General features: G+C 63.5%; 22 protein-coding genes and 1 pseudogene. 18 read left to right on the forward strand and 5 right to left on the reverse strand.

Features of this window, described 5'->3' with window-relative positions; genetic code table 11:
- Window positions 1–7 precede the first annotated feature (7 nt).
- Window positions 8–1,450 carry an alpha/beta fold hydrolase gene (locus tag AC1RBA_RS03950; protein WP_492416711.1) on the forward strand — a complete coding sequence of 481 codons (1,443 nt, stop codon included), beginning with the start codon at window positions 8–10 and terminating at the stop codon, window positions 1,448–1,450.
- Between the two features lie 32 nt (window positions 1,451–1,482).
- Here the strand turns inward: AC1RBA_RS03950 and AC1RBA_RS03955 are convergent, their stop codons facing one another.
- Window positions 1,483–2,466: a formylglycine-generating enzyme family protein gene (locus AC1RBA_RS03955; RefSeq protein WP_492416713.1), complete on the reverse strand. Its 984-nt coding sequence runs from the start codon at window positions 2,464–2,466 to the stop codon at window positions 1,483–1,485.
- Window positions 2,467–2,611: 145 nt separating this feature from the next.
- On the opposite strand from AC1RBA_RS03955, the gene AC1RBA_RS03960 reads away from it, so the two are divergent.
- The 3 genes from AC1RBA_RS03960 (at window position 2,612) to AC1RBA_RS03970 (ending at window position 5,443) form a co-directional block, all read left to right on the forward strand.
- Window positions 2,612–3,763, forward strand: a complete 1,152-nt coding sequence (locus AC1RBA_RS03960; protein WP_492401401.1) for a sensor histidine kinase — start codon at window positions 2,612–2,614, stop codon at window positions 3,761–3,763.
- Window positions 3,760–4,512 carry a LytR/AlgR family response regulator transcription factor gene (locus tag AC1RBA_RS03965; RefSeq protein WP_492416715.1) on the forward strand — a complete coding sequence of 251 codons (753 nt, stop codon included), beginning with the start codon at window positions 3,760–3,762 and terminating at the stop codon, window positions 4,510–4,512. The genes AC1RBA_RS03960 and AC1RBA_RS03965 overlap by 4 nt, the downstream gene beginning before the upstream one ends.
- A gap of 109 nt (window positions 4,513–4,621) precedes the next feature.
- The gene (locus AC1RBA_RS03970; RefSeq protein ID WP_492416716.1) at window positions 4,622–5,443 is read left to right on the forward strand and encodes an alpha/beta fold hydrolase; all 822 of its coding nucleotides are present in this window, start codon (window positions 4,622–4,624) and stop codon (window positions 5,441–5,443) included.
- A gap of 39 nt (window positions 5,444–5,482) precedes the next feature.
- On the opposite strand, the gene AC1RBA_RS03975 is transcribed toward AC1RBA_RS03970, so the two are convergent.
- Both AC1RBA_RS03975 and AC1RBA_RS03980 read right to left on the reverse strand, forming a co-directional pair.
- Window positions 5,483–6,973 carry an MFS transporter gene (locus AC1RBA_RS03975; protein ID WP_492417171.1) on the reverse strand — a complete coding sequence of 497 codons (1,491 nt, stop codon included), beginning with the start codon at window positions 6,971–6,973 and terminating at the stop codon, window positions 5,483–5,485.
- Between the two features lie 128 nt (window positions 6,974–7,101).
- Window positions 7,102–7,686, reverse strand: coding sequence for a GNAT family N-acetyltransferase (locus AC1RBA_RS03980; protein WP_492416718.1), 585 nt, complete (start codon window positions 7,684–7,686; stop codon window positions 7,102–7,104).
- 98 nt (window positions 7,687–7,784) lie between these two features.
- Between AC1RBA_RS03980 and AC1RBA_RS03985 the strand changes: the two genes are divergently transcribed.
- The 3 genes from AC1RBA_RS03985 to AC1RBA_RS03995 all read left to right on the forward strand — a co-directional run bounded on the left by AC1RBA_RS03985 (window position 7,785) and on the right by AC1RBA_RS03995 (window position 9,912).
- Entirely contained in the window at window positions 7,785–8,666 is an 882-nt protein-coding gene (locus AC1RBA_RS03985) for a LysR family transcriptional regulator (protein WP_070254474.1), read from the forward strand.
- Between the two features lie 165 nt (window positions 8,667–8,831).
- A complete protein-coding gene (locus AC1RBA_RS03990; RefSeq protein WP_492401405.1) occupies window positions 8,832–9,449 on the forward strand; it encodes a hypothetical protein in 618 nt (205 codons plus the stop codon).
- On the forward strand, window positions 9,442–9,912 hold the full coding sequence (locus tag AC1RBA_RS03995; RefSeq protein WP_492416720.1) for a hypothetical protein: 471 nt from the start codon (window positions 9,442–9,444) through the stop codon (window positions 9,910–9,912). The genes AC1RBA_RS03990 and AC1RBA_RS03995 overlap by 8 nt, the downstream gene beginning before the upstream one ends.
- Window positions 9,913–9,915: 3 nt before the next feature.
- On the opposite strand, the gene AC1RBA_RS04000 is transcribed toward AC1RBA_RS03995, so the two are convergent.
- The gene (locus AC1RBA_RS04000; protein WP_492416722.1) at window positions 9,916–10,971 is read right to left on the reverse strand and encodes an NAD(P)/FAD-dependent oxidoreductase; all 1,056 of its coding nucleotides are present in this window, start codon (window positions 10,969–10,971) and stop codon (window positions 9,916–9,918) included.
- 545 nt (window positions 10,972–11,516) lie between these two features.
- On the opposite strand from AC1RBA_RS04000, the gene vioA reads away from it, so the two are divergent.
- From vioA to AC1RBA_RS04030, 6 genes are all read left to right on the forward strand, one after another.
- Window positions 11,517–12,824, forward strand: coding sequence for a flavin-dependent violacein biosynthesis tryptophan-2 monooxygenase VioA (gene vioA / locus AC1RBA_RS04005; protein WP_492416724.1), 1,308 nt, complete (start codon window positions 11,517–11,519; stop codon window positions 12,822–12,824).
- The gene (gene vioB, locus AC1RBA_RS04010) at window positions 12,821–15,835 is read left to right on the forward strand and encodes an iminophenyl-pyruvate dimer synthase VioB (RefSeq protein ID WP_492416725.1); all 3,015 of its coding nucleotides are present in this window, start codon (window positions 12,821–12,823) and stop codon (window positions 15,833–15,835) included. The genes vioA and vioB overlap by 4 nt, the downstream gene beginning before the upstream one ends.
- 1 nt (window position 15,836) lies before the next feature.
- Complete coding sequence (gene vioC, locus AC1RBA_RS04015; RefSeq protein ID WP_492416726.1) at window positions 15,837–17,126, forward strand: NADP-dependent violacein biosynthesis oxygenase VioC; 1,290 nt, start codon at window positions 15,837–15,839, stop codon at window positions 17,124–17,126.
- The gene (gene vioD, locus AC1RBA_RS04020) at window positions 17,126–18,244 is read left to right on the forward strand and encodes a flavin-dependent violacein biosynthesis monooxygenase VioD (protein WP_492401410.1); all 1,119 of its coding nucleotides are present in this window, start codon (window positions 17,126–17,128) and stop codon (window positions 18,242–18,244) included. The genes vioC and vioD overlap by 1 nt, the downstream gene beginning before the upstream one ends.
- 9 nt (window positions 18,245–18,253) lie before the next feature.
- Window positions 18,254–18,835 (forward strand): violacein biosynthesis enzyme VioE, encoded by a 582-nt coding sequence (gene vioE, locus AC1RBA_RS04025; RefSeq protein WP_492416727.1) that lies wholly within the window; start codon window positions 18,254–18,256, stop codon window positions 18,833–18,835.
- A 90-nt stretch (window positions 18,836–18,925) separates the two neighbouring features.
- On the forward strand, window positions 18,926–20,089 hold the full coding sequence (locus AC1RBA_RS04030; protein ID WP_492416729.1) for an MFS transporter: 1,164 nt from the start codon (window positions 18,926–18,928) through the stop codon (window positions 20,087–20,089).
- A 304-nt stretch (window positions 20,090–20,393) separates the two neighbouring features.
- On the opposite strand, the gene AC1RBA_RS04035 is transcribed toward AC1RBA_RS04030, so the two are convergent.
- Window positions 20,394–20,936, reverse strand: coding sequence for a GNAT family N-acetyltransferase (locus AC1RBA_RS04035; protein ID WP_492416731.1), 543 nt, complete (start codon window positions 20,934–20,936; stop codon window positions 20,394–20,396).
- A gap of 100 nt (window positions 20,937–21,036) precedes the next feature.
- Between AC1RBA_RS04035 and AC1RBA_RS04040 the strand changes: the two genes are divergently transcribed.
- The 5 genes and pseudogenes from AC1RBA_RS04040 to AC1RBA_RS04060 all read left to right on the forward strand — a co-directional run bounded on the left by AC1RBA_RS04040 (window position 21,037) and on the right by AC1RBA_RS04060 (window position 24,419).
- Entirely contained in the window at window positions 21,037–22,218 is a 1,182-nt protein-coding gene (locus AC1RBA_RS04040; RefSeq protein ID WP_492416733.1) for a citrate synthase, read from the forward strand.
- A 45-nt stretch (window positions 22,219–22,263) separates the two neighbouring features.
- Window positions 22,264–22,755, forward strand: a complete 492-nt coding sequence (locus AC1RBA_RS04045) for a MarR family winged helix-turn-helix transcriptional regulator (RefSeq protein WP_083287543.1) — start codon at window positions 22,264–22,266, stop codon at window positions 22,753–22,755.
- A gap of 33 nt (window positions 22,756–22,788) precedes the next feature.
- Window positions 22,789–23,241, forward strand: a complete 453-nt coding sequence (locus AC1RBA_RS04050; protein ID WP_070288367.1) for a PaaI family thioesterase — start codon at window positions 22,789–22,791, stop codon at window positions 23,239–23,241.
- Between the two features lies 1 nt (window position 23,242).
- Window positions 23,243–23,719: a GNAT family N-acetyltransferase gene (locus AC1RBA_RS04055; RefSeq protein WP_492416735.1), complete on the forward strand. Its 477-nt coding sequence runs from the start codon at window positions 23,243–23,245 to the stop codon at window positions 23,717–23,719.
- Window positions 23,655–24,419: pseudogene (locus tag AC1RBA_RS04060) on the forward strand (IS30 family transposase). Before AC1RBA_RS04055 ends, AC1RBA_RS04060 begins: the two are co-directional and overlap by 65 nt.
- Window positions 24,420–24,424: the final 5 nt, after the last annotated feature.

Below are 24,424 nucleotides of genomic sequence, written 5' to 3' on the forward strand. Positions count from 1 at the left end.
GTAGCCGATGACCTTGCTGCCCCGTTTGACCCTGCTGGCCGCTCTGCTGGCAGGCGTTTCCCTGCATGCCGAACCGATGTTCTTCACGCCCTGCTCCGATACGGCCGCCCCCGGCAGCCTGTGCTCGGGCTTGAACGTGCCCGGCAGCTACGATGCCCAAGGCCGCGCCGTCGGCGACGCGGATGCCATGCACGTCTTCGTGCGCAAGTTTGCCGCCGATGTGCCTGCCGGCAAGCCTGCCAAGGGTACGCTGTGGCTGGTGGCGGGCGGCCCCGGCGAATCGGGCGCCTCGTTCTACAGTCTGCTGCCCACCCTGCGCCGCAGCTTTCCCGGCTTTGAATTCCTCATCCCCGACCACCGCGGCACGGGCCACTCGTCGCGCCTGTGCAAGGTGGAGGAATCGGAACAAAGTCCCGGCGGCCGCGCGCTGGCCGGCGCCGAATGGGCCAGCTGCTTCAAGGGCATCAACTTGACGCCGGAATACGCGGGCCAGTTTTCCATCACCACGGCCGCGCGTGACTTGAAAGCCTTGATCGAGGGCGAACGGAGCAAGCACAAGCAGCCGCCCGTGTATGTATACAGTGTGTCGTACGGCACGCAGCTGGTCTTGCGCACCTTGCAGCTGGGACCGCTGCCCGTCCAGGGCGTGATTTTCGATTCGTTGGTGCCACCGCAAACGGATGCGCGCTGGGACTTGAGCCAGCGTTCGCACGTGGTCAACCAGGTCGGCATGCAGGTGCTGGCCCGTTGCGACGCGGATGCGGCTTGCCATGCGGCATTGGGCGAGCCGGCCGAAGCCTTGTACCGCCGCGTGCTGGACAAGGCGCAGGCCGCCCCCGCCCTGCTGGCGAAGATTCCCGGCAAGAACCTGAAAAACTTCCTCGGCGGCATGCTCGACGTGCCGGCCGCCCGCGCCCGCATCCCGTATCTGCTGCACGACCTGGACCAGGGCGGCGAGACGGAACTGGCCGCCGTGCGCGCCACGTTGACGGAAGCGGCAGCCAGCCTGGGCAGCTATCCCCAGTCGCCGCTGTCGATTCCGCTGGTCAGCATCATCAGCAATTCGGAAAACAATCTGCAGCCCTCGTTGCGCCCCGGCTGGACGGCCGCCGACCTCGAGCGCGAAGAGGCGGACTTGCTGTTGACCAGTCCCCTGCCCCGCATCCTGCTGGGCGGCGGCTTGCCCACCTACCCGCGCGACGCCTATTTCGGCGCCTTGCCGGCAAAAGTGCCGCCGACCCTGGTGCTGCAGGGAACGCTGGATCCGAAGACGCCGTACGCTGGCGCGCAGGCGCAAGTGCAGGCTTTGACGCAAAGCAAGGCCGGCAAGGTGGCCTTGGCCACCGTGCAGAATGCCCCGCATTTCGTCCTGTGGACGGCGCCCGCCTGTTTCGAGCAAGCCACTACCCGCTTTATTGCCGGCAAGCAGGCACAGGATTGCACGCTGTAGTTCCCACGGCCGTTGCTGCGCTGAGCAAGCCATCAGTCTCGTGCTTGTCGCGCCGCTGTCAGCGCCGCGACAAAAGTGGCGTCGCCATCGACGCACTGGCTGGCCGTGCAGCTACCCAGGTCTTCGGCGATGCGGAAGCCTTCGCCCAGGCTGCTGGCATTGCCGCGTCCGCCATGTCCGCGCGCGGCGCTGCGCAGCACCTGGCGCGAGGACGAATAGCTGCCGCCGCGTGTCATAAAATAGTCGCCTTCCACCTCGCAGCCGCTGCGCCAGGCCGATCCATCGGCGGGCGCACCCCGGTAGTCGGGATGCTGGCAATCGGCCACCCATTCCGCCACGTTGCCCATCATGTCGTGCAAGCCGTAGCCGTTGGGCGCATAGCTGCCCACGACAGCCGTGTACTCGGCGCCATCGTCGCAATCAGTGACGAGCATGTCGAGGCCGTGATCGCGCCAGGCCGCGGCCTTGAAACGCCGGTCTTTCATGTTGGCGTAGCTACACAATTGTTCAGGAACATCGCCGGACGCGTATTTCGTGCTGGTGCCGGCGCGCGCCGCGTATTCCCATTCCGCCTCGCTGGGCAGGCGGAATGGGCGGCCCGTTTCCCGCGCCAGCCATTGCACATAGGCCGTCGCATCGTTCCAGCTCACGCACATGACGGGGTGGTAGTCCGTTGGCGCATGCGCGGGGGCGTCCCAGCCCGACTCCTTGAGCGCGATGCCGTCAGTGCGGTCGAAATCCCAGCATTCGCCAGCCGCCCGATAGCCGGTGGCGGCAACAAATTGCCGGAACTGCGCCACCGTCGTCTCGTATTTTGCCAGTCGGAATGCGGCCACGCGCACTTCGTGGGGCGGCCCCTCGGCCGGATTATGGCTGCCATCGCCGATACGCGGCTCCGTGCTGCCCATGGTAAACACACCGGCGGGAATGCCGGCCATGGGAGGGAGGATGGCTGCGGCGGCTGCCTGGGCGCTGCAAAAGATGGCGCAGGCAAGGGAAATAATGCTGTGCTTCATGTGGCTCCTGGTAATCGGTGGGTGAGAACACAGATTGACAGCCGGGCCAGCGGATGGCCGGGCGCATGCGACGAATCGACAATGGGGCCGACGAACGGCAAGCCATGTTCTGGTCAACAAGACAAGCGGCCGCTACACTACGCCCATGACCAGACAAACGACCCTGCTGCAGGGCTGGCGCTCCCTATGGGAACTGCGCCCCCGGCACGAAGTGCCCACCCTCACCCGCCTGCTGCTCATCTCCCTGATCGGCATCGCCCTGGCATTGGGCCTGATGGCCGTCGTCGCCATCTTCGGCCGGGTCGACCGGCCGCACTGGTGGTGGGCCTCGCTGCTGCCGAATATCGGCATCTGCCTGTGCATCGTGCATACCCTGTTCGGCGTGCTGCGCCTGGCCGGGCGCTGGCTGCCGACGCCGCTCGTCGAGCGCATGTCGCATGTGCGCGACATCCGCGCCGGCATGGGCCTGGGCGCGCTGTCCCTGGCCGCCATCATCCTCGGCATGAGCATCGGCTTCACCATCGTCCCGATACTGGTGGGTTTCAAGCTGTGGGGCATGTTCGTCTCCCTGCCTGCCGCGCTGACCAAGTTTGCCGTCTTCATCCTGTTTGTCATGGGCGCCAACTGGGCCTGGTGGCGCTCGCGCCTGCGCCAGCAGCAGCTGCAAAGCGAGGTGACGGAGGCGCGCCTGCGCCTGCTGCAGGGGCAGATCGAGCCGCACCTGCTGTTCAACACCCTGGCCAACATCCAGAGCCTGATGGACTACGATCCGCCGCGCGCGAAACGCATGCTGGAAACGTTTTCCGGCTACCTGCGCGCCAGCCTGTCGCAGCTGCGCCAGGGCGACAGCACGCTGGAAGCGGAACTCGACATGGCCAGCCAGTATTTGTGCCTGCTGCAGATCCGCATGGACGAGCGCCTGCGTTTCCGCATCGACGCCAGCGCGCAAGCGCGCCTGGCCAGCATGCCCACGCTGATGCTGCAGCCGCTGGTGGAAAATGCCATCGTGCACGGACTGGCGCCCATGTTGGACGGCGGCAGCGTCGTCGTGCATGCCGAGGTGCGCGCGGGCCGTCTTGAAATCCGCGTGCTTGACGACGGCATGGGCTTGACGGCCCCAGGCAAGCCACCGCGTCCGGGCAGCGGCATGGCGCTGGCCAATCTGCGCTCGCGCCTGCAGGCCCAGTTCGGCGCGCAGGCCAGCCTGCTCCTGCGCGGGCGCGAGCATGGCACCGAAGCCGTGCTGGAGCTGCCGTACCAGCGCGCCGCCAGCGCATGCCCAGTGGAGGCCGCATGACGCGCGCCCTGATCGCGGACGATGAACCGCACTTGGCGCTCTACCTGCGCGACCAGCTGCTGGCCCTGTGGCCGGACTTGCAGATCATTCATATGGCGCGCAATGGCGTCGAGGCCGCCGCCTGCATCGCCGAGCTGGAACCCGATATCGCCTTTCTCGATATCCAGATGCCGGGGCTGTCCGGCCTTGAGGTGGCGCAAGGCATCGAAGGCCCTACCCGCGTGGTGTTCGTCACCGCCTTCGACGAGTTTGCCCTGCAAGCCTTCGAGCAGGCGGCGCTCGATTACGTATTGAAACCCGTTACCACCGAAAGGCTGGCCCGTACCGTGGCGCGCTTGCGGTCGGTGGCGCCCTTGCCGCCCGCCAGTGCGGCCATGGCACTGGCGCTGCAGCAACTGACGGCCGCGCCCGGACCTGCCCGCCCCCGGCTGCGCTACATCCTCGCGTCCAGGGGCGAGCGCACGCACCACCTCGACGTGGCCAAGGTGCGCTTTTTCCATGCCGACGACAAGTACACGGTCGTCGCCAGCGTGGATGGCGAATTCCTGATCCGCACGCCCATCATGGACCTGGCCGCCCAGCTTGATCCGGAACAGTTCTGGCAAGTGCACCGCTCTACCCTGATCAATCTGGCCTGGCTGGACGGCACGCGCCGCGACGACGCCAGCCGTTTATTCGTGCACATGCGCGGCCACGCGGGCGAGCTGCCCGTGAGCCGCGCCTTCGTCCACCTGTTCCGGGCCATGTAGCGCGTCCTGCCCGCTTGCCTTCCGTCGCCCTGGCTGTCGATTCGTCGCAAGGCCCGTGCGGCGGGCGTCGCCGTTGGCCATGCTGGCATTTTTATTGCCGGAAACGCCCATGTTCAAGCTATTGCCGATATGTTTACTGTGTGCCGCCACCGCGCAGCCCGCCCTTGCCACCCTGCCCGCCCCCGTCATCGACAAGGTCGACGGGCGCCTGGTGGAATCGCTGATCCTGCGCCATCCCACCTCGCGGGACGTGGTGGTGTTCGAGAATGGTTCGCGCGCAACGCTGGACAAATGGGGCGTGGTGCCCGAGCGGCTGGCATTGGACACCTCCGTGTTCGCGTATCACCGGCCCGGCTATGGCAACAGCGAAGCGGCCGCCGCGCCGCGCGACGGCCGCACCATCGTCGAGGAGCTGCGCGCCGTGCTGCGCTTCAAGGGCTTGCATCCGCCCTATGTGCTGGTCGGCCATTCGCTGGGCGGCCTGTACCTGCAGCTGTTTGCCCGCACTTACCCTGAGGAAGTCAAGGCCCTGGTGCTGGTCGATGCGCTGTATCCGCGCATGGTGAAGCCGGTACAGGATTTCCCATTGCTGACGCGCATCGTGGGCCAGTTGGCCTTTTCACGCGCCGTCTGGCGCGAAATCGAACAGATCGATGCGACGGGCAAGATGGTGTTGAGCCTGCCTGACATCGACAAGCTCGTGGTACGCCTGGAAAACCGGCCCGTCTCCAGCACGGCGATCGCCGTCGACTTTGGCGCGTTCAGGATGGATAAAACCACCCGCGACGGCGTCAACGCGCTGTACCCGCAGGCGGTCAGGATGGTGGCCGATTCCAGCCACCAGATGGCATTGACGACGCCCGACATCGTCGAGGCAGCGATCCGGCAGGTGTTGCCCGGCCCCGGCGGGAAGACGGTCGCCGGGCAATGAGGCCGGCTGGTGCCGGTCTTTGCGGTCAGTTGCTTGCGATCAGGCCGGCATGCAGGCCGCGCGGCGCGCCCGCAGATGCAGGTGGCGGATGGTGGCGGCGGCCGCCATCAGGATGGCGGAAGCCGTTGCCAGCACGACAATAAATGCCTTGTCGAAGGCCGAACGGGCCAGTTCCGACACTTGCAAGCCCAGTTCGGCCGGCAATTGCTCGGCGGCCAGCAGCGCCGCGTCCAAGGTGTCATGGGCGTTCGGCAGCAGGCCCGCGCTTTCCGGGATCACCAGGGTGGCGCTGTAGACGGCCGACATGATGGTGCCCAGCACCGTCACGCCGATCACGGCGCCCAGTTCGTACGACACTTCCTCGATCGAGGCGGCCATGCCGGCTTGCTGGGGAGCCACGTTGAGCATCACGGCGCTCGATGCGGCCGTCATGACGGCGCCCAGGCCCAGGCCCAGGATCACCAGGCTGGCCACTTGCGCCGAGACGGCGGCGTCATGCAGCACCAGATACGATGCCATGCCTATACCGGACAGCAACAGCGAACCCCACAAGACCTTGGCCTTGTCGGCGCGCGGCAGCATGAAACCCGTCAACGGACCGGCAAACACGGATGCCAGCGGCAGCGGCAGCAGCAGCAGACCCGCTTCCAGCGGCGACAGTTCCCGCACCAGCTGCATGTGCTGGCTCAGCGCCAGTTCCATGCCGATCAGGGCGGCGGACGCCACCATGGCGGCGGCCACGGCGCTGGAAAACGGCAGTTCGCGGAACAGGGCAAAGTCGATCAGCGGCCGGGCTTGGCGCTTCTGGCGACGGACGAATTTCAGCATGAAGAAGGCACCCACGGCGAACGAGGCGGCGGCCAGCGCATACGAGGGCTGCGACTTGCCCAATTCCTTGATCGCATACACGCCACCAAGCAGACCCATCATGACTTGCAGGGAACCTTTCAAGTCCCATGGCTTGTCGCGGTTACCGGCCCGTTTCGGCAGGATGACAGTGGCCAATACCAAGGTCAGCAGCACGATGGGCACGTTGATCAGGAAGACGGAACCCCACCAGTAATGTTCCATCAGGAAACCGCCGAGCACGGGGCCGAACGCGGCGCCACCCGAGGCAATCGCCGCCCACACGCCGATGGCGAACGAGCGCTCGCGGTGGTCCGTAAAGGTCAGGCGGATGATGGACAAGGTCGCCGGCATCATCAAGGCGGCGCCGATAGCCAGCAATACGCGGGCAAAGATCAGCCATTCCGGCGCAGGCGAAAACGCGGCGCACAGCGAGGCGATGCCGAACACGGCCAGGCCGGCGAGGAAAACGGGTTTGTGGCTCAAGCGGTCACCGAGGGTGCCGAGGCCGGGCAACAGACCGGAGACGACCAGCGCGTAGACGTTGATGATCCACAGTTTTTGCGAGGAAGTGGCTTGCAAGTCGCGCGTCAGCGCGGGCAAGGCGGTGTAGAGCACGGTCATGTCGACCACGATCAGGAACAGGGCGCTGGAGACGATGGCCAGCGTCAGCCATTTTTTCATTGGATGCATAAACAACTCATGGATTTTAGTGTAACTTTTAACAACTGTCGGTTTGGATGAATCTGGTGCTGCGCAAATATTTACGTTCCAGGCTGCCACGGGCCTGGCCTTGTCGGGGGCGGCGGGCGTCAGCCACGGTCGCCATCCTTGTCATCCACGGCGGCACTCGCTGTAGTTGCGTCGAGTTCGCGCAGCATGACGACGGACACTTGCTTGAAGCCGCGGCCCTGGAAGAATTGTTGTGCTTTCAAGTTGTGCGCGCCGCATTCGAGGAACAGGCGGGCGATGCCGTGGCTGCGCAGCTCGTCGGCCACCCACTCCACCAGCAAGCTGCCGATGCCGCTGCCGCGCACGGAAGGCAGCAAGACCAGGTCATCCAGCGCGGCGAACGATTTCGAGGCGCGCTGGCGCGTGTCGATGGACACCAAGGCCATGCCGACGATGGTGTCACCCAAGGTGGCGACGGCCAGCAGGGTCGAATCGCCATGTGCCCAGTCGTGCGACAGGGCGGCGCGGATTTCGCCGCGTATCACTTCAGGCAAGTCCGCGCGCCAGTTGCCGGGCGCATCGGCCCGTTCGCCCTGCAGCTCGGAATGGGAGATATAGTCGGCGCTGACGTTGTCAAGGTAGAGCTTGCACAGTGTATCTTCGGCGGTGGCGTCGTGACACCAGCTGAAGCGGATGGCGGGGGTATGGGCTTGGGCGTTTCTCATGGCGAATCTCGTGTTGTTGAATTGGTAAATACCATTTTATGTCGCCCCTGAATGGCATTCAAGTTAAAATCCATCTGTAAAACAGATAGGTGGATGCGATGCAATGGACTTTGGAACAAATGCGTTACTTCGAAGCGGCCGTCGCGGCCGGTTCTTTCTCGGGCGCGGCGCGCCGGCTGGGCCGCGCGCAATCGGTGGTCAGCACCTCGATCGGCTTGCTGGAAGCGGAATTCGGCGTGGAACTGTTCGACCGCTCGCGCCGCAGCGCCGTGCTGACGGAAGCGGGCAAGGTCATGCACCTCGAAGCGTGCGAACTGCTGCGCCAGGCCGAGCGCTTGCAGCTGCGCGCCCAGCTGCTGAGCGAGGCGCCGGAAGCCCAGCTGACCCTGGCGCTGGACGAAGCCCTGCCCTACCTGGCCATCGGCACTTTGGTCAAGGAACTGGCGGCGCGCTACCCGGCGCTGGAACTGGTGATGCTCAACGCCACGGCGTCGGAAGTGGCGCAATACGTGGAGCAGCAGCAAGCCGACGTGGCCTTCCACTTCGACCGCGGCCCGATTTCTCCCGTGCTGGAACAGCAGCACATCGGCAGCGTGGCGCAAGGCGTGTTCGTGGCCAAGGGCCACCCCATGGCGCACGGCCAGGAAGTAAGCCGCAACGAGCTGACCCGCTACCGCCAGCTGATCATGGATTCCGAGCTCAACCGCGAACACGCCTTCAGCCCCGCCGTCTGGTTTTCCGACAGTTTTTATAGCATCGCGGAAATGGTCGCGGACGAGCTGGGCTGGGCGATTTTGCCCCTGAATATCGCCAATTACGACAATTACAAGGGCTATCTGCAGGAAGTGCCCTGCCCTGCGCTGGCTTTATCCAGGCTACCGGTGCGGCGGCTGTCGATACATGGGAAGAAGCTCAGCGAGACGAGTTTGTGGCTGACGACCAGGCTGGCGGAGTTGTTGGCGGATGGACCTAGGGGGTGAGTGCATGCATAGCGATGCGGAATTGTTGAGGTTGTGAATACTCGATAGTCGCCCGTTCCTGAGAGCTGGTCCGGCACGCCAGGAGCGGAAGTTTACAGGCTGAGCTATGGCACAATCTGAACTTAAATGCACAACGCGCGCGGCATCGCCCGCGCCAGGAAAATAATGAGTATTAGCACCAAACTGAAAAAACTCGCAGATAAAGCCACGGACAAGGGCGAATATGCAGTCGCCGCCGCCACCACCCATTTGTTGCAAGATATCGATTGCGTGGACAAGCAAATTAACCTGGTCGGGGCATTGCATGAAGTCGGCTACCTTCAGAATTCATTGTCTCCATACTGGAAGGAATTCAGAACTGATGAAGCGGCATGGATAGAGCGCTGTTTGGCCAGGCTTGTCACTGCCGATCATGACTATTGGGCGCTTGCTTCGCTTCTGGGGTGCAATGGTCCTGCGACCATCAGCATCGCCATTGACCAGGGCTTCAAATCCGCAGCAACAAGGTTTTACGAACGTTTCGACAAACCCAAGGTGCATGTCAATACTTTATATTTGACCGCCAATGGAAAAGTGCTGCATCCCATATTGGAAGTCGGCTATGACATAAATGCAATGACAAATGTCGACGTGGGAAGAGCACGGGCACTGAGTCTGGAAAATGCGCTATGGCAGCCAGGTGATTGTTTGGGCACGGGCGGGCTTTCCATTTCCATGCAGGCCAAACTTCCGCATGGCGCATGGCGGTCGGTATGGACAGCTTTTGAAACATGGGATGCATAATGACATGATGAATGGCAAGACCGTCAATGCATGGCTGGAAATGGCGCAAGACGATGAGGTGCTTGTCGATCCCGACGACCTCAACCACGAAGCCAGGACCAATATGTGGAGCTTTTCGCCCACGGACGAGGAAACGCCGCAGATTCATGCGGCCGATATCGTCGCCTTCATCGGCAAGGTGATCGCGGCGCGCCGCAGTGCCCTCGCTGGCGAGGATATGCTGTTCTATTGCTGGCACGATGCGCAATGCCGGCAGTTGCGTTTCAGCCTGGTGTCGCGCTCGCATGGGCGGCTGCCGTTTCGCTGCGAACTGCGCGAAACGCAGGATATGGCGCTGATCGCCGAGCGCGTGGTCAACGGCGACTGGCGCAATGAGGATTTCATGCAGGCCCCGTCGGAGGAAGGCGATGCGCAGGAGCAAGTGCCGTTCGTCCTGCCCGTGTTCGTGGTAGCCGTGCCTTAAAAGTCAGCACGCCAGAAAACGCGCGGGCCGGCAAGCCTCCAGGGCCGGCGCTGGCTCGCCAGTGACAATCTCCCCGCTGGCCAGCTGGCCCACGATGGCGGCCAGCACCACGCCCGGATGCATGGCGCATACGTACACTCCTTTGATATTTGGCAGATAGCCGATGACGGGTACGCCGTCTGCGGGCATGGGGCGCAAGCCGATGCCGGCGAATTCCGGCACAATGGCATCGGCGCCCGCCAGTTCTGCCCTAATCGCGCAGGCCGTGCGTAGCGCGATGGCGGCGGGCTGGTTTTCCGGCGCGTCGTCCAGATAGTCTTCCGCTGCCAGCATGGTCCCGTCCTCGGCTTGCCGCACTCCCATTGCATGATTGGAAATGATGCCGCGCACGAGGCCGGGCGGCGCCTGGTAGCGCAGGAAGATGGCGGGCGAGGCGTGGATCGGCAGGCTGGCGCCCAGCTTTTCCGCCAGCGAAGCAGTGCTTGTGCCCGCCGCCAGCACGACCATATCAGCCTCGATGAGGCCCGCGGCCGTTTCCACGCCCGTCACCTGCGCGTCCTGAACGGTAAAACCCAGCACGGGCGTATGCGTGCGGACGGTCGCACCGAGCGCCTCGGCCGCTGCCAGCAAGGCGTGGGTTGCGGCAACGGCGTCGAGCGCGCCCTCCTCCGGCTCGTGGACGGCCTGTTCCGGCGGCTGCCGCAGCTGCGGTTCAAGCCGGGCGATGCGCGAGCGGTCAATCACGATGGATTCAGGCGACACGCGCCCATCCTGCGTGCCATACGACAAGGCGCCGTGCCAGCGTACCGTCAAGCCCGGCACCTGCGTTTCCAGCTGGCGCCAGGCCGCGATGGCGTCGCCGCGCAGGGCCGCAATGGGATCAATCCCCGCGCAGGACGTGTTAATCCAGGCAAACGAGGTGCCCGTCACGCCGGACGCGATGCCGCCCGCCTCGACCACGGTGACTTGTGCGCCCTTGCTGGCCAGGTGGTAGGCGAGCGACGCGCCGACGATGCCGGCGCCGATGACGACGACGCGTTCTGGAGCACTTTGATTCATAGTTGACAACTTTGCTTATTTATCACAAGACCGAGTCTACCACGGGCGCCGCAACTCCAGCGCATAGGCATGGCCATCGACAACCTTGCCTTCCACGATGGCGATATCTAGAACCCGGCGAGGCGCCGCGCAGCCGTGCGCGAACCCACCAGCGACGCCACCAGCAGCGAAGCGGCCAAGGCGGACCATTGAAATAAGTCGATGAATTCGGACATGGTGCCTCCTGTTTTCGATGAACGTAGCAACATTCGCGCTTGATCAGCGCGCGCCTTGCAGACGACAACTACATTGATATTTATCAAACTGACAGCCCGATACCCGGGCTATTGTCGGTGCCATCTTTGATTTGAAACAGAAACTCTGCTGCCAAGAATCGACCATACCAGACGCAACGCCAGTTCTCGCCAGGCTCTTCATTTCCCAGCCGATAACGCTCGCCAAGTGCGGTAACACCCAGCGTTCCCCCTCTCTTGCCTACACGAGCTGGGGAAACTTTTGCTAACGATTTTGCAGCTTTTTTAATGAACGTTAAAAAGGAATTTCGTATGAGCACGTATTCTGATATTTGCATCATCGGCGCCGGCATAGGCGGCCTGACTTGCGCCAATCGGCTGATCGACGGCGCCGCCGGCAGGAAGCTGCGCATCCGGGTCTTCGACCTGAACGCCACCGTCGGCGGCCGCATCCAGTCGCGGAAAATAGATGGCGAGGAAATCGCCGAACTGGGCGCCGCCCGCTACTCGCCGCAGCTGCATCCGCATTTCCAGCAACTCATGCAGGGTAGCGGATTGCCGCATGCGGTCTACCCGTTCACCGAAGTCATCTCCCACGATAGCGTGCTGGAAGAGCTGAAGGCAACACTGGATGACCTGAGCCCGATGCTGAAAGAGCATCCGAATGACTCCTTCCTCGCGTTCGTCAGCCATTACCTGGGCGCCGCCAAGGCCACCCACATCATCAAGGCGACCGGCTATGACGCATTGCTGCTGCCGATGGTGTCGGCGGTCATGGCCTACGACATCATCAAGAAACACCCGGAAACGCAGCACTTTACGGAAAACGCCGCCAACCAGTGGCACTATGCGACCGACGGCTACCACGCGTTGCTGTGCCAGTTGCAGCACCAGGCCCAGGCCGCCGGGGTGGAATTCCGGCTCGAACATCGTCTGCTGTCCGTTGAAAAATCCGGCGCCGAGCATGTGCTCGCCTTCAGCCACCATGGCGACACGCAGATGCACCGCACACGCCATCTGGTGATGGCCATCCCGCCGTCCGCCATGCCGCGCCTGAACCTGGATTTCCCGCACGCCTGGAGTCCGTTCCAGTACGACTCGCTGCCCCTGTTCAAGGGCTTCCTGACGTTCGACACGGCCTGGTGGGACGCGCTCGGGCTGACCGACAAGGTGCTGATGGCGGCAAATCCCCTGCGCAAGATCTACTTCAAGAGCGACAAATATGTGCTGTTCTATACCGACAGCAAAAGCGCCGCCTACTGGCGGGACAGCCTCGAGCTCGGTGAAGACGTGTACCTGGAGCGTGTCCGCAGCCACCTGGAAGAAGTGCTGCCGCTCGACGGTCAGCCGCTGCCGCAGATCAAGGCGCACTTTCACAAGTTCTGGCCCCATGGCGTCGAGTTTTGCGTGGAGCCGGAAGCCGAGCATCCGGCCGTCCTGCTGCACCGGGACGGCATCATTTCCTGTTCGGATGCGTATACCGCGCATTGCGGCTGGATGGAAGGCAGCCTGATCAGTGCCCAGCAAGCCAGCGGCCTGTTGCTGCAACGGCTAGATCAGCTGGAAGACGTCGCCGCCGCCAACGATACCTTCATCACTACCTCGACCGAGCGCGCATGAGCCTACTTGACTTCCCCCGCCTGCATTTTCGGGGTTTTGCCCGCGCCAATGTGCCGACCGGGAATCGCAATACGCATGGCAACATCGATATCGCCACGAATGCGGTATCGATGGCGGGCGAAGCTGTCGACCTGAGCCGGCCGCCGGCCGAATTCCATGCGCACCTGAAACAGCTTGCCCCCCGTTTCAATGCGGAGGGCAAGCCCGATCCGGACGGCATCTTCAGCCAGGCGGCAGGCTATAACTTTTGCGGCAACAATCATTTCTCGTGGGAGAACGCGAGGATCACGGGCGTCCAGCTGCGCGATGGCGAGGTCGATACGCAAGACGCGCTGGTGGGCGCCAAGCTGGCGCTGTGGGGCCACTACAACGAGTATCTGCGTACGACGTTCAACCGCGCCAGGTGGATCGACAACAACCCGGCCCAGCCGGACACCACGCTGATCTACGCCGGCCAGTTCACCTTGAGCGACAAACTGGCCACGCCAAACACGCCCACCTTGTTCACCGCCGACATCGCGCAGGCGCATTCGGTGCGCTGGCTCGGCAGCGGCCATATCACGGAACGCAGCGGGCATTTCCTGGATGATGAATTCGGCCGCTCCAGGCTGTTCCAGTTTTCAGTGGCAAAGGGGGACCCGCATTTCCTGTTCAATGCGGACCTGCCGCTGCCGGCCAGCATGCATGCCTTGCAGCAAGCCCTGGCCGACGACGAGGTGCTGGGACTGACGGTGCAGTATTGCCTGTTCAACATGTCCACGCCGCAAAAACCCGACTCGCCCGTGTTCTACGATCTGGCCGGCAGCATCGGCCTGTGGCGGCGCGACGAGCTTGCCACCTATCCGGCCGGCCGCCTGCTGCAGCCGCGCCAGGGCAGTCTGGGGCCGGTGCTGGTAAAAGTACATGCGGACCGCGTCTCGTTCAACATGCCGACCGCCATTCCGTTCACCACGCGCGGCACGGGCGCCGTCTCGGAACAGCATCCGACGCATGCCTTGGGCGGCAAGCAGGCGCTGGGCGAGCTGTTGCTGCATGACGGCGCCGGCACCTTGCTGGCCCGGATTCCCGAGCAGCTGTACCGCGACTATTGGCGCCATCATGGCGTCTTCGATGTGCCGCTGCAACATGCCGCCGCCTCGGGTGCGCTCAGCCTGGGCAGCGCACAGGCGCAGTGGGAAGAAGCCGACTGGGTGCTGCAATCGGACAGCAACCAGCTGTACCTGGAAGCGCCGAACCGGAAAAAGCACGAGCAATTTCCGCAGACGATCACCGTACAAAGCCGCTTCCGCGGCGCGCTGGCGGCACCTGCGTCCCTGTCAGCGCAGGCCGAGGACGGTGCGCTGCTGGCCGTGGAGCAGCAGCCGTCGCCGCTCGGGCATGGCTATACGGCGCTGACCCTGACGGGCCGCCAGCCGGGCGCGACCAGGATCGTGCTGGGGACCGGCAACGACAAACAGTACCTCGGCGTGCGCGTGCTGCCCGACGACTGGGACCTCGACGACGTACCGGCCGAACAGGTCGACTACGCCTTCCTCTACCGGCATGTGATGAGCTACTACGAGCTCGTGTACCCCTTCATGTCGGACAAGGTCTTCAGCCTGGCGGACCAGTGCAAGTGCGAAACGTATTCGCGCCTGATGTGGCAGATGTGCGATCCGCAGAACCGCGACAAGAGCTATTACATGCCCAGCACCCGCGAACTGTCGCTGCCGAAGTCGCGCCTGTTCCTGAAATACCTGACGCAGGTCGAGGCAAAGGCCAAGGCGGCGCTGCCGCAACCGGCGGCACAGCATGTCATCGGCGGCAAGGCGGAGCTGATCGACGAGCTGAAGAAGGCCATCGACCTGGAATTGTCGCTGATGCTGCAATACCTGTATGCCGCGTATTCGATTCCCAATTACGCGCAGGGGGCGGCGCTGGTGCGGGCCGGCCGCTGGCTGCCGGCCGAGCTGGAACTGGCCTGCGGCGGCGAAGACCGGCGCCGCAACAGCGGTACGCGCGGCGCGCTGCTGGAAATCGCCCATGAAGAAATGATTCACTACTTATTAGTCAACAATGTGTTGATGGCGCTGGGCGAACCGTTTTATAGCGGCACCCCGGTGCTGGGCCAGCAGGCGCGCCAGCGTTTTGGCCTGGACACGGAATTTGCTTTCGAGCCATTTTCCGAACACGTGCTGGCCCGCTTCGTGCGTTTCGAATGGCCCGACTATATTCCCACGCCGGGCAAATCCATCGCGACCTTCTATACGGCGATCCGCCAGGCCGTGGCCGAGCTGCCCGGCCTGTTCGAGAACGGCGGCGGCAAGCGCGGCGGCGAACACCACCTGTTCCTGAAAGAACTGACCAACCGCGCCTATCCCGGCTATCAGCTGGAAGTGTCCGACCGCGACAGCGCGCTGTTCGCCATCGACTTCGTCACCGAGCAGGGAGAAGGCGTGGCTGTCGATTCGCCACATTTCGCCTCGTCCCATTTCCACCGCCTGCGTGCCGTCGCCGGCAAGTTTTCAGCCTGCGACAAGCCGTTCGAGCCGGCCCTGCCGGCGCTGAAGAATCCCGTGCTGGAAGCGCGCGCGGACTGCAGCGTGGTGACCGACCCGAAGGCGCGCGCGCTGATGCGGCTGTATCAGGGGTGCTACGAACTGACCTTCCTGCTGATGGCGCACCATTTCGCGCAGCAGCCGCTGGGCAGCCTGCGCCGCTCGCGCCTGATGAACGCCTCGATCGACATCATGACCGGCCTGTTGCGTCCCCTGTCGGCGGCCCTGATGAACATGCCGTCCGGCTTGCCCGGCCGCCACGCGGGACCGCCCGTGCCCGAGCCGGTCGGCAGCCGGGTCAGCAGCGACTACAGTCTGGGCTGCGACATGCTGGCGCAGAAATGCCTGGCGCTGGCGCAGTATGCGCGCAGCCTTGAGAGCGATGTCATCGGCATGGCGCCGATAGAAATGTTGGAGTTTTTCAATCAGCAACTTACCGATTTATCTCGGGGAAAGATGTCAAGAGAGGCCTGAAATGCATAAAATCATTATCGTCGGCGGAGGCCTGGCAGGTAGCCTCAGCGCCATTTATCTGGCGCAACGGGGACACGATGTCCACGTTGTCGAAAAACGCGGCGATCCGCTGCTGGAGAGTGCCGCAAACGCCGACCCGGTGAACTCGCGCGCCATCGGCGTGAGCATGACGGTACGCGGCATCAAGGCCGTCCTGGGAGCCGGCATCAATAAACAGGAGCTCGACCAGTGCGGCGAGCCCATCGTCGGCATGGCGTTCAGCGTGGGCGGCCGGCACCGGATACGCGAGCTGACCCCGCTCGAAGGCCTGTTTCCCCTGTCGCTGGACCGCACGGCCTTCCAGCGCCTGCTGAACCGGCATGCCGTCAAGCACGAGGTGAAGTATTACTTTGAGCATAAATGCCTGGATGTCGACCTGGAAAGAAAGAGCGTACTGATCCAGGCCCCGGACGGCGCCGTACGGCAGCTGGATGGCGACCTGATCATTGGCGCAGACGGCGCCCACTCCGCAGTACGGCGCGCCATGCAAAGCGGCGTGCGCCGCTTTGAGTTCAGGCAGAGTTACTTCCGCCATGGCTACAAAACCTTGGTGTTGCCGAACGCGGCGGACTTGGGTTTCAGGAAGGATTTGCTGTACTTCTTCGGCATGGATTCCAAGGGGCTGTTTGCCGGCCGCGCGGCCACCATTCCGGACGGCAGCATCAGCTTTGCCCTGTGCCTGCCCTACACCGGCACACCGAGCCTGGGCACGCTGAACCGCGAAGCCATGGCCGACTTCTTCAGCCGCTACTTCGGCAGCCTGCCGCCGGAGCACCGCAAGGAGATGCTGGAGCAGTTCATGACGCTGCCCAGTAACGACCTCATCAATGTCCGCTCCAGCACCTTCCACTACAAGGCCAATATCCTGCTGATCGGCGATGCGGCGCATGCCACCGCCCCCTTCCTCGGACAAGGCATGAACATGGCGCTGGAAGACGTCCACGTCTTCGTTTCCCTGCTGGAAAAGCATGGCAATGCCCTGGGCCCCGCCCTGTCCGAATTCACGCAGCAGCGCAAGGTGCAGGCGGACGCCATGCAGGACATGGCGATCGCCAACTATGAAGCACTGAGCAATCCGAATCTGATTTTCTTCCTGCAGACGCGCTACACGCGCTACATGCACAAGAAATTCCCCCGTGTTTATCCGCCAGACATGGCGGAGAAACTGTACTTCACATCGGTTCCCTACGATGAACTGCAGCAAATCCAGAAGAAACAAAACGTTTGGTACAAACTTGGAAGGGTAAATTAATGAACATTCTCGTTATCGGCGCAGGACCCGCAGGACTGATCTTTGCCAGTCAGATGAAACAAGCCCAACCGGGCTGGAATATCAGCATTACGGAAAAAAATACCCCGGAAGAAGTGCTGGGCTGGGGCGTGGTGCTGCCGGGACGGCCGCCGCGCCATCCTGCCAATCCGCTCTCCTACCTGGAGCAGCCGGAACGGCTCAATCCCCAGTTCCTGGAAGAATTCAAGCTCGTGCATCACGACCAGCCCAACCTGATGAGCACCGGCGTGACCCTGTGCGGCGTGGGACGCCAGGCCCTGGTGCAGGCCTTGCGCGCCAAGTGCGTGGCGGCCGGCATCGCCATCCGCTATGAAACGCCGCCGGCGGACAAGGCGCAGCTGGAAGCCGAGTACGACCTGGTGGTGGTGTCGAATGGCGTCAACTACAAATCGCTGGACTTGCCGCCCGCGCTGGCGCCGCACATCGATTTCGGCCGCAACAAATACATCTGGTATGGTACCACCCAGCTGTTCGACCAGATGAACCTGGTGTTCCGCAGCAATGACCAAGGGATTTTCATCGGCCATGCCTATAAATACTCGGACACGATGAGCACCTTTATCGTCGAATGCAGCGAAGAAACGTACGCCAAGGCGGGGCTGGAGGCGCTGTCCGAACGCGACGCCGCCGCGTATATCGCCCAAACCTTCAAGGCCGAACTCGGTGAGCACGGGTTGCAGAGCCAACCGGGCCAGGGCTGGCGCAACTTCATGACTCTCAGCCGCGACCGGGCCTGCGACGGCAAGTTCGTGCTGCTCGGCGATGCGCTGCAATCGGGGCATTTTTCCATCGGCCATGGCACCACCATGGCGGTGGTGGCAGCCCTGCTGCTGGTCAAGATCCTCCATACCGAAGCCGGCACGGCGGCCGCCCTGGACAGCTTCAACGCCCGCGCCGTGCCCCTGATGCAATTGTTCAAGGACCACGCCAACAGCAGCCGCCTGTGGTTTGAAAGCGTGGGCGAGCGTATCGGACTGAGCAATGAAGAGCTGACCGCCAGCTTCGACGCGCGCCGCAAGGACTTGCCGTCGCTGCAGGAAGCGCTGATGGCCAGCCTCGGCTACGCGCTGGGCCGCTAGGGAGCTGCCATGCCGACACACCTCGCCCCGCCGCTGCTGCCGCTGCAATGGAGCAGCGCCTATATTTCCTACTGGACACCGATGCAGGAGGACGACCAAGTCACGTCCGGCTATTGCTGGTTCGACTATGCGCGCAACATCTGCCGCATCGATGGCCTGTTCAATCCCTGGTCGGAAAAGGAACATGGGCACCTGCTGTGGATGTCGGAAATCGGCGATGCCAGGCGCGAACAAAGCCGCAAGCAGAAAGTGGCCTACGCAAGGCAGGCGCAGGCAACTGGCGAGCAGCTGCAGGGCACGGCGCTGGCCGACGAGGTCACGCCGTTCCATGACTTGTTCCTGCCGCAAGCCGTGCTGCTGGACGGCGGCGCGCGTCACGACGGCCGCCACACCGTGCTGGGCCAGGAGGCGGACGCCTGGGTAGTCGAGCGTGCGGGCAAGCCGCCATCGGTCTTTTACCTGGAGACCGGCGGCAACCGCCTGCTGCGCATGGTCACCGGCAATGATCCGCAGCACCTTTCGGTACGCGACTTCCCCAACCTGCTAGTCGGCGACATTCCGGATAGCGTCTTTACGTCTTGCAACACCTGACCAGAATGTGGCGCGCGCCCGAGCCCCATACGGCCCGGGCGCGCGCCCGCCTGGCGAGTGTTTTAGTTATTAATCTCGAAGGATATTGCTATGCCGCTGGTTGTTTACATTCTGGGGTTGACGATCTTTTCGTTAACGACATCCGAATTCATGGTGGCGGGCATGATGCCGTCGCTGGCCCTGGCCATGGACGAACCGGTGACACGGATCGGCTACCTGATCTCGCTCTATGCCATGGGCATGGTCATCGGCGGGCCGCTGAGCACCATTGCCTTGCTCAAACTGCGCGTGCCGAACAAGAAGGGACTGCTGTGGCTGCTGGGCTTTTATATCCTTGCCCAATCCGTCGCCGCGTCGGCCACCAGCTATGACATCCTGGCCATCGCACGCGTGGTCACGGGCGTGGCGGCCTCCACCTGCTTTGGCTTGTCCCTGGCCATTTGTGCCGACATCGTCAACCCCAACGCGCGCGGACGCGCCGCCGCCGTCGTGATCGGCGGCCTCATGCTCGCTTCGGTGGTCGGCGTGCCGGTCGCCACGCTCATCGACCAGCACCTGGGATGGCGCGCCAGCTTCTGGCTGGTGGTACTGCTGGCGCTCTTGTGCCTGGCGCTGATCACCGTGCTGGTGCCGCGCGCCAAGCCGTCCGAAATCGTCAGCCTCGGCAAGGAACTGGGGGAGTTCCGCAACCGCCACCTGTGGGCAGCGTATGCCAGCAGCGGCCTCATCATCGGCGCGATTTTCGCGGCGTTCAGTTACTTTGCGGCCATCCTGACGGAAATTACCGGCTTTCCAGCGTCTTCGATCCCCTGGCTGCTGGGCGTCTACGGCATCGCGAACGTGGTGGGCAATGGCGTGGTCGGCCGTTATGCGGACCGCTACACCACGCCCATCATGGTCTGGGGCATGGCCATCCTGAGCATCAGCCTGGCACTGTTCGCGGTCTTTGCGCACGACAAGGCCATCAGCGTCGCCTTGCTGGTCGTCACAGGCCTCGTGGGCATGTCGATGAATCCCGCCATCATCGCCCGCGTGATGAAAACCGCCCATCCCGGGCCCCTGGTCAACACCGTCCATACCTCCGTCATCAACATCGGCCTGGGCGCCGGCTCATGGCTCGGCGGCCTCGGCATTGCCGCCGGCTACGGCTTGCGCTCCCCACTGTGGGTCGGCGTCGCGCTGGCAGTGCTTGGATTAATCAGCTTGTTGCCTTACCTCGGGCACAGGTCGCGCGATTCGGTGCTGTCGCATTAACGGTATGCGTGCGGACCGTGGCGCCGAGCGCCCCGGCCGCTGCCAGCAAGGCGTGGGTTGCGGCAACGGCGTCGATGGCGCCCTGCTCCGGCTCGTGGACAGCCTGTTCCGGCGTTTGCCTCAACTGCGGTGCTAGCCAGGCAAATCAGGTCCCCGTCACGCCGGACGCGATGCCGCCTGCCTCGACCACGGTGACTTGTGGCCCTTGCTGGCCCGGTGGTAGGCGAGCGACGCGCCGACGATGCCAATGCGTTCTGCGCGTTTTGGGCCATCATGATTCATATCTGTCAACGTTGCTTATCTATTACCTGGCAGAGTCTACCCCAGCCGAGCGCAACTGCAGCGCATAGGCATGGCCATCGACAACCATGCCTTCCACGATGGCGATATCGGACACGGCCACTCCCTGCACGAAACCGCAGCGCTCCAGCACGCGGATCGACGCCGCATTACCGTCGATGGCGTAGGCGCACAGGCTGGCCAGCTGCCATTCGTTTTGCGCCAGATCAATCAGATGGCGCAGCGCGGCCGTGGCCAGGCCCTTGCCAGCCTGTAATTCCCCGATGCGGTAGCCGACTTCGGCTACGCCTTGCTGTTGGTCAATGTCCTTGAGGTTGGCGCGCCCGATCAATTGTCCGTGTTCATCGACGATGATGCAGGGGTGCATGCGGCCCTGTGCGTGCTCGTCCAGGAATTGCGCGACGTGGGCATGAATGCCGTCGAGGCTGTAAAAATCATCGGCGCGCCGGTCGATATGGTGCTCGAACCAGGCCCGGTTGGCTTGCTCGAAGGCCAGCAAGGGCGCGGCGTCATCGGGGCGCAGGGTGCGAATGGTGTGTGTGCTCATGGAGACTCCTGGAAAGGCATGAGTCTAGTGACGCGCCGCCCGGCCCGTCAATCTTGATTCCACCAATCAATATAAAGTGACAGCCGCTACAATGGCCGCCATGAACAACGATCTGTCTGCTGCCGAGGCCGCGCGCCTCTTGAACGTCAGCCTGCCCACCCTGTATTCCTATGTGAGCCGGGGCTTGCTGGCCTCCGTCAGCAACGGTGCATCGCGCCGCAAGCGCTATCCGCAGGAAGACGTGCTGCGCCTGGCGGCCCGCAAGAACGACGCCAAGCGCGGCGGCCAGACGGCCGTGGCCGCCATGCACTGGGGCCTGCCCGTGCTGGAGACACGGATTTCCCACATTCTCGATGGACGATTGCTGTACCGGGGCTGCGATGCGACGGCATTGGCCGAGTCCGCGACGCTGGAAGCGACTGCCGGCCTGCTGTGGGACGATAACGCGAGCGACTATTTTCAGCAGGACGCGCCGGCCCTGCCGCCAGGACTGGCCAGCGCGCCGGACGCGCCGCCGCCGGCGCGCGCCATGCTCGCCCTGGCCATGCTGGCGTCCACGTCCGCGAATCTGCCTGCAAGCATGCTGTCATCCGGCCCCGCCCTGATGCGCCTGCTGGCCGCCGCCCTGCTCCGGACGGCGGCGTCCGCCTTGCCGCTGCACCGGCAGCTGGCTTGGGCGTGGCAAGCCGATGCGCAGCAAACGGAATTGCTGCGCGCGGCCCTCGTGCTGCTGGCCGACCATGAATTGAACGCGTCGACGTTTGCCGTACGCTGCGTCGCTTCGACGGGCGCCAGCCTGCCCGCCGCGCTGATGGCCGGGCTGGCGGCCTTGTCCGGCGACAAGCACGGCGGCGGCAGCGCGGCGGCCAGGCGCATGTTGACGCAGGCGCTGGCCGCACCGGACGCCAGGGCCGCCATCGGCCAGTATTACAAGACCATCGCACCGGAATTTGCCGGCTTTGGCCATCCGCTGTATCCAGACGGCGACCCGCGCGCCGCGTATCTGCTGGACCGCTTGTCGGCGCTGTCGCCCGGACACCCCCATCTGTCCGCCATCCTGGCCGTTTGCACGTCAGCGGGCCAGCTGCTCGATGCCCGCCCGAATGCCGACCTGGCGCTGGCCGCCATGGAACTGGCGTTCGGCTGGCCTGAGGGCGCGGGCATGGTGGTGTTTGCGCTGGCCCGCTCGGCCGGCTGGATAGCGCATGCCGCCGAGCAAGCCGCCAGCGCGGCACTGATACGGCCCCGCGCCCGCTACGTGGGGCGCCACCAGCGCGACTGAAAATAGTCGCTTGATTTATTACGCATACGTAGTAGTATACTTCGCATGCGTACCAATACCTCCCCCCAGCCAGACCTTCCCGATGCCGCCGCCTGCCCGCTGGGCGAGCGTTCGCCGCGCCTGTTCAATCTGCTCAACCTGGCCCGGCAGAACCTGTTCCGCTCGGCTGATGCGGTTTTCACCAGCGAACTGGGCTTTTCCGGCACGCAAGTGGTCGCCCTGTTTGCCCTGAAGGGCGAAGAAGGCTGCCAATTGAAGGATCTGGGGCGGGCATTGCAGCTGAAAAACTCGGCCGTAACGGGCCTGGTGGCGCGCATGGAAGAAAACGGCCTGATCGTGCGGGGCCAGTCGGCGCTCGACGCGCGCGCCGGCACCCTGCACATGTCGGCCAAGGGCGGCGAGGTACTGGCCCATGCCCTGCCCCTGCTCGACAGCCTGAACGAACAACTGAAAGCCGGTTTCAGCGAGGAAGAGCTGGCCGTCGTCGCCCGCTTCCTGCTGCACGCCTCGCGCCTGCGTTTTGCGCAGGACGTCTGATTCATTCCCCCATCACAACCACAGGAGTTACCCATGCACCCCAACGACATGACCGGCTTGCAACTGATGCAAGCATTCGCGCAAGGCCTGTTCCCCCGGCCCGGCATTTCCAAGACCATGCCCATGGATGCGCACACGATCGAGCACGGCCGCGTGATCTTCACGGCCACGGCGAATGAAAACCACACGAATCCCATGGGCGGCGTGCACGGCGGTTTCGCCGCCACCGTGCTCGACACGGTCACGGGCTGCGCCACGCACACGGTCTTGCCGGCCGGCGAAAGCTACGGCACGACGGACCTGAACATCAAGATGTGCCGCCCCCTGCCTTTCAACGTGACGGTCTTTGCGGAAGGCAAAGTCATCAATGCAGGCCGCAACCTGGTCATTTCCGAAGGCACGATCCGCGACGAAGCCGGCAAAGTGTACGCGCACGCGACGGCCACCTGCATGATCATCCGTCCCCGGGAACAAGCGGCCGCGTGATATGGCCCGGCACCATCGCGGAAGCCTGGCGCAGCTGCAGGACCGGCTGCCCGCCGGCGCGCTGGTGCTGATCGCGAAAGCGGACGGCCAGCCCGCCGGCTGCAAGCTGGGCTACCGTGCCGAGGATGGCTCCTTGTATAGCTGGCTCGGCGGCGTGCTGCCCGCGCACCGCAAGACGGGACTGGCGCAGCTGCCGCTGGAAGCCCAGGAAGCCTGGGCCAGCGCACACGGCTTTGCGGACATCACGGTGAAATCGATGAACCGGTATCCAGCCATGCTGCGCTTGCTGATCCGCAATGGATACCAGATCCGGCTGGTGGAGTACTTTGGCGACCCGGCCCGGGAGCGCATTCATTTCATCAAAGGGCATTCTCTAAAACCAAGTGCAACACGTGCTCCTGTAAGGTGTTGCGATGCCCAGACTCTATTCCCACCTAACGCCCAAAGAGCGCGCCGTCGTGATGACGATGCGCGATGACCAGTGCAGCGTCCGAACTATTGCTAAACACTTGGCCATTCACCCAGTTCGACTAGCCGCGAAATCCGGCGCAATGCCGGCCTTGGCGCCTATAATGCGAACCTGGCGCATTTGCAAAGTGCGGCGCGTCGAGTGATGCCAAGGCGTACACCCAAGATGGAATCGGGCAGCGTTCTTTTTCAAATCGAGCGGCACGATTTCAATCGACTCTGGTCGCCTCGGCAAATTTCCAACATACTGAAGGCCATGTGGCCTACTGAAACCGATAAAACAGTCTTGCACGAGACCTTCTACAACGCTATCTATCTGCACCCGCGTGGCGAACTCAAGCGCGAGCTGATCGCCTGCTTACGACACCATAACCAGGTTCGTAAACCGCGCAGTCGCTTTCTTGGCCGTGCTGAACCGTGAACCGGAAGCGCTGCGCAAATCGATGACCTACGATCAAGGACGCGAAATGCATGGCCATAAAATATTAACCGAACGTACCGGCGTGCATATTTACTTTGCCGATCCGCACAGCCCCTGGCAACGTGGATTGAACGAAAATACCAACGGCCTGCTGCGCCAGTACATGCCCAAGGGCTCGGATCGATCGATTTATTCCCAGGAGGAACTCGACGCCATCGCACTATCGCTGAATACAAGGCCCAGGCAAACGCTCGTCTGGAAAAGGCCATTGCCCGTACTGAACACATAATCAGA

Source organism: Janthinobacterium sp. GW823-FHT03B06, assembly GCF_058796955.1.

Coding starts and splice junctions, on each gene's coding strand:
- AC1RBA_RS03950 (WP_492416711.1), top strand. CDS start 8: ATGACCTTGCTGCCCCGTTTGACCCTGCTGGCCGCTCTGCTGGCAGGC.
- AC1RBA_RS03955 (WP_492416713.1), bottom strand. CDS start 2,466: ATGAAGCACAGCATTATTTCCCTTGCCTGCGCCATCTTTTGCAGCGCC.
- AC1RBA_RS03960 (WP_492401401.1), top strand. CDS start 2,612: ATGACCAGACAAACGACCCTGCTGCAGGGCTGGCGCTCCCTATGGGAA.
- AC1RBA_RS03965 (WP_492416715.1), top strand. CDS start 3,760: ATGACGCGCGCCCTGATCGCGGACGATGAACCGCACTTGGCGCTCTAC.
- AC1RBA_RS03970 (WP_492416716.1), top strand. CDS start 4,622: ATGTTCAAGCTATTGCCGATATGTTTACTGTGTGCCGCCACCGCGCAG.
- AC1RBA_RS03975 (WP_492417171.1), bottom strand. CDS start 6,973: ATGAAAAAATGGCTGACGCTGGCCATCGTCTCCAGCGCCCTGTTCCTG.
- AC1RBA_RS03980 (WP_492416718.1), bottom strand. CDS start 7,686: ATGAGAAACGCCCAAGCCCATACCCCCGCCATCCGCTTCAGCTGGTGT.
- AC1RBA_RS03985 (WP_070254474.1), top strand. CDS start 7,785: ATGCAATGGACTTTGGAACAAATGCGTTACTTCGAAGCGGCCGTCGCG.
- AC1RBA_RS03990 (WP_492401405.1), top strand. CDS start 8,832: ATGAGTATTAGCACCAAACTGAAAAAACTCGCAGATAAAGCCACGGAC.
- AC1RBA_RS03995 (WP_492416720.1), top strand. CDS start 9,442: ATGCATAATGACATGATGAATGGCAAGACCGTCAATGCATGGCTGGAA.
- AC1RBA_RS04000 (WP_492416722.1), bottom strand. CDS start 10,971: ATGAATCAAAGTGCTCCAGAACGCGTCGTCGTCATCGGCGCCGGCATC.
- vioA (WP_492416724.1), top strand. CDS start 11,517: ATGAGCACGTATTCTGATATTTGCATCATCGGCGCCGGCATAGGCGGC.
- vioB (WP_492416725.1), top strand. CDS start 12,821: ATGAGCCTACTTGACTTCCCCCGCCTGCATTTTCGGGGTTTTGCCCGC.
- vioC (WP_492416726.1), top strand. CDS start 15,837: ATGCATAAAATCATTATCGTCGGCGGAGGCCTGGCAGGTAGCCTCAGC.
- vioD (WP_492401410.1), top strand. CDS start 17,126: ATGAACATTCTCGTTATCGGCGCAGGACCCGCAGGACTGATCTTTGCC.
- vioE (WP_492416727.1), top strand. CDS start 18,254: ATGCCGACACACCTCGCCCCGCCGCTGCTGCCGCTGCAATGGAGCAGC.
- AC1RBA_RS04030 (WP_492416729.1), top strand. CDS start 18,926: ATGCCGCTGGTTGTTTACATTCTGGGGTTGACGATCTTTTCGTTAACG.
- AC1RBA_RS04035 (WP_492416731.1), bottom strand. CDS start 20,936: ATGAGCACACACACCATTCGCACCCTGCGCCCCGATGACGCCGCGCCC.
- AC1RBA_RS04040 (WP_492416733.1), top strand. CDS start 21,037: ATGAACAACGATCTGTCTGCTGCCGAGGCCGCGCGCCTCTTGAACGTC.
- AC1RBA_RS04045 (WP_083287543.1), top strand. CDS start 22,264: ATGCGTACCAATACCTCCCCCCAGCCAGACCTTCCCGATGCCGCCGCC.
- AC1RBA_RS04050 (WP_070288367.1), top strand. CDS start 22,789: ATGCACCCCAACGACATGACCGGCTTGCAACTGATGCAAGCATTCGCG.
- AC1RBA_RS04055 (WP_492416735.1), top strand. CDS start 23,243: ATGGCCCGGCACCATCGCGGAAGCCTGGCGCAGCTGCAGGACCGGCTG.